The organism is Citrobacter sp. wls826, from assembly GCF_005281245.1.
Taxonomy (GTDB): domain Bacteria; phylum Pseudomonadota; class Gammaproteobacteria; order Enterobacterales; family Enterobacteriaceae; genus Citrobacter; species Citrobacter braakii.
Genome location: NZ_SZWS01000022.1, coordinates 44,681 through 48,109, shown reverse-complemented (window position 1 = coordinate 48,109; position 3,429 = coordinate 44,681). Strand labels below are relative to the sequence as shown.

The following is a 3,429-nucleotide window of genomic DNA, read 5'->3' as shown; positions in this document are numbered from 1 at the left end:
TTATCCCCGCTGGCGCGGGGAACACCCTAGCGCCCCGCCTAGCCCGTATGGGAACGGCGGTTTATCCCCGCTGGCGCGGGGAACACCTGATGAACTGGCGGCAGCAATTCGAAAAATGCGGTTTATCCCCGCTGGCGCGGGGAACACAGCCGCGCGCTTGTGTTGCTCGTCTTCGTGATCGGTTTATCCCCGCTGGCGCGGGGAACACCGGCCATCAAAGCTGGTGAGCAGAATATTGCCCGGTTTATCCCCGCTGGCGCGGGGAACACTTTTTGTTGGAGGGTATAATTCTGGAGATCAACGGTTTATCCCCGCTGGCGCGGGGAACACTAGTTGTAGGCACATGGTCCTCCAACTGAATGCGGTTTATCCCCGCTGGCGCGGGGAACACCATTGCCTGCAATGCGTAAGCTCGCTCCGTAGCGGTTTATCCCCGCTGGCGCGGGGAACACCCAACGACCGCCAACCACCTTTTTTCATGCCCCGGTTTATCCCCGCTGGCGCGGGGAACACGCGAAAGATTTAGCGCCTATTATTGAAATATATCGGTTTATCCCCGCTGGCGCGGGGAACACCTATATAGTTTATTTTTTGGTACAAAAATGCCCGGTTTATCCCCGCTGGCGCGGGGAACACACCCACAATTGACGGTGTTGGCCGGTTCTGATCGGTTTATCCCCGCTGGCGCGGGGAACACGCTGTATTAATTCAGTACGCCAACGCGAACGGCGGTTTATCCCCGCTGGCGCGGGGAACACGTCGTGTGAAGGGGTTAACGCGCTGACTGAGTCGGTTTATCCCCCCTGGCGCGGGGAACACTGATTGCCGCCGTAGTGCTTTTCTATGTATTGCGGTTTATCCCCGCTGGCGCGGGGAACACCCCAACCCACCCCGCCTGGGGTGTAAAGTGCTCGGTTTATCCCCGCTGGCGCGGGGAACACACATCCTGAATTATGAACATGATGTCCCAGCCCGGTTTATCCCCGCTGGCGCGGGGAACACCGCACACCCGCGCCCCACTGAAAACGCCTGTTCGGTTTATCCCCGCTGGCGCGGGGAACACGTGCCAAAATACAAAATAAAAGAGAATATTTTCGGTTTATCCCCGCTGGCGCGGGGAACACAACGCGACGGAGGCCGCGCAGCGTAGCGAGCACGGTTTATCCCCGCTGGCGCGGGGAACACATATTCCCCGCGACCAAGTTTTAATAGAGGGGCGGTTTATCCCCGCTGGCGCGGGGAACACTCAATCTCTCAGCACGTTTTGATGTTAGTTACCGGTTTATCCCCGCTGGCGCGGGGAACACATCAACGCCAGTTAGAGGCGCTGTTAAACGCCCGGTTTATCCCCGCTGGCGCGGGGAACACTCTAAAACTATATCACTGATCTAAAAGGGATTATAGCCGTAGAAAAATTCCACCAAATTTTCCACATTATTAAAGAACTATAACCCATTGATTTTACGAAGGATGGAATGACACTAACCTTAATCCATCGAGTTCCACCGCCATGCGCCTGTTTTCACCCCATGTTTGAAAATCAAAACCAGACTCATTATTCACCGCCCAAGCCATAACAACATTCCCTTCGTCTGCCAGGGTAGTGACCTGATGCCAGATCATTTCTCGCACCTTACGTGAGGTATCGCCAACGTAAACACCTGCGCGAACTTCTAATAACCAGACAGCCAGACGACCGCGCAAACGAGCAGGAATATTTTCGGTGACAACAACAAGCATACTCATGCGCTACCCCCTGTGACCTGCATCGCCCAATGAAACAGGCTCAGGGATCGCCGGAGGCTGGGCATCTGCAAAAGGTTTAGGGATTTCAATCTCCCCGGCAGCCAGCACTTCTTCAATCAATGGGATGATCCGCGCCAGCGTTTTCTGGCTGCGGAATATATCCCGACAGGCCAGACGAACCTCTTTATCTGGACTGACTGGCGCACGGGCAGCAATCTCGAAAGCAACCGGAACAACACCATCAAATTTGACGATATCAGCAATGTCATACACAAAAGAGAGCGGCTTACCGGAATGCACAAAACCAATAGCAGGTGCGTAACCTGCGGCTAATACCGCGGCTTCGGTAATACCATAAAGGCAGGATGTGGCAGCACTAATACACTGATTAACCGTGTCGCCCTTTCCCCAGTCTTTAGGATCGTAACGTCGACCATGCCACTTCACACCGTAGCGCTCTGCCAGCAGAGCATAGCTCTGGCGTACCCGCGCGCCTTCGATGCCGCGGAGTTGTTCAACGGAGCGACGGCTGGGAGCAGGCTCACCAAAACGCAATTCGAACATTTTACGCACTACTTTCAGCCGGAGTTCTTCATCCAGCGCCAGCTTTGCCTGATACAACAGTCTGTCTGAACGCGCGCCTCCCGGCTGTCCGCAGGCGTAAAGTCGTACACCTGCTTCACCAACCCATACCAGTAAGGTACCTGTGGTTGCCGCCAGTCGCACCGCGGCATGAGAAACGCGCGTGCCTGGCTCCAGCATAATGCAGGCTATCGATCCCACCGGAATATGCGTTCGTATTCCCGTTTTGTCGATCAGCACGAACGCACCGTCGATCACATCAATCTGCCCGTATTGCAGAAAGATCATTGAGGTACGATCTTTCATTGGGATGGGGCTCAGCGGTAGCCAATTCATTGTTCCCCTCGCCGAATCAACATCAGACCGCAGCCTAGCGCTTTGCTTTTACCAAACCCATTCCTGAGAGCGTGAGAGAAACGCGTCACATCGTCTACCCGTAACAGTCCCGCAAAATCAACGCTGCCAAAACTGATAGGGCGTTCCCCGGTCAGTCGACTGAAACGTTGTTGCTGGTAACTCACCACGTAATCCTGCTTATCAGGAAGCATGAAACCATGCTGTTCCCCCTGACGGCGTAGCCAGTTATTCGCCGCGATGATTTGCAGTGGCCAGTGTTGTTCAGCAGGTATCCCTTTCTGCTTTGCCTGGTATTTGGCATCCATCATCACGTCGCTACGCTTACCGGATCGGGTGATAACGGGGTTCGCGCGTAGCGAAAAATACAGAAACATGCCTTTTGTCAGATGTGGCTGAAACGGTTTACTCTCTACGGCAAAAATATTATGCCCATCCAGAGGTGGAACATCCGACTGCACATAAAAACGCTCACCCCGTTCTGCAGACTCATGGCGAAACAGAAAACGGCGTTCATCCTGATGAGAAAAAAGCTGCCAAAGCCATTGATGACTGGCATAGGGGCTGGCGCTCTGCCACTTCTGCATCATTTCAGGCGTTAGCTTGCCGAGGTCCAGCGTTACGCGTGACAGAAACATTATTTTTCCTCCCTGAGCTGGCCTGCAAACTGACTACGCGTAGTAAACTGCCAGCGTACTTTACTGAGTGGCTGATCGCTTCTCTGAACGGAAATAGCAGGCACAACGC

3 protein-coding genes and 1 CRISPR repeat array are annotated in these 3,429 nt (G+C 54.3%); all 3 genes read right to left on the bottom strand.

Translation table 11 applies throughout. The features are described from left to right. Nucleotide 1 precedes the first annotated feature (1 nt). Nucleotides 2-1,368: a CRISPR direct-repeat array (repeat unit 24 nt; unit sequence TATCCCCGCTGGCGCGGGGAACAC). 93 nt (nucleotides 1,369-1,461) lie between these two features. From cas2e to cas6e, 3 genes are read right to left on the bottom strand one after another with little or no spacing between them, the layout of a single operon-like run. Continuing rightward, on the bottom strand, nucleotides 1,462-1,746 hold the full coding sequence (gene cas2e / locus FDW87_RS04630) for a type I-E CRISPR-associated endoribonuclease Cas2e (RefSeq protein ID WP_049268526.1): 285 nt from the start codon (nucleotides 1,744-1,746) through the stop codon (nucleotides 1,462-1,464). Between the two features lie 3 nt (nucleotides 1,747-1,749). Then, complete coding sequence (gene cas1e / locus FDW87_RS04625) at nucleotides 1,750-2,664, bottom strand: type I-E CRISPR-associated endonuclease Cas1e (RefSeq protein ID WP_049268524.1); 915 nt, start codon at nucleotides 2,662-2,664, stop codon at nucleotides 1,750-1,752. After that, nucleotides 2,661-3,320 (bottom strand): type I-E CRISPR-associated protein Cas6/Cse3/CasE, encoded by a 660-nt coding sequence (cas6e, locus tag FDW87_RS04620; RefSeq protein WP_049268523.1) that lies wholly within the window; start codon nucleotides 3,318-3,320, stop codon nucleotides 2,661-2,663. Before cas6e ends, cas1e begins: the two co-directional genes overlap by 4 nt. Between the last annotated feature and the right edge of the window lie 109 nt (nucleotides 3,321-3,429).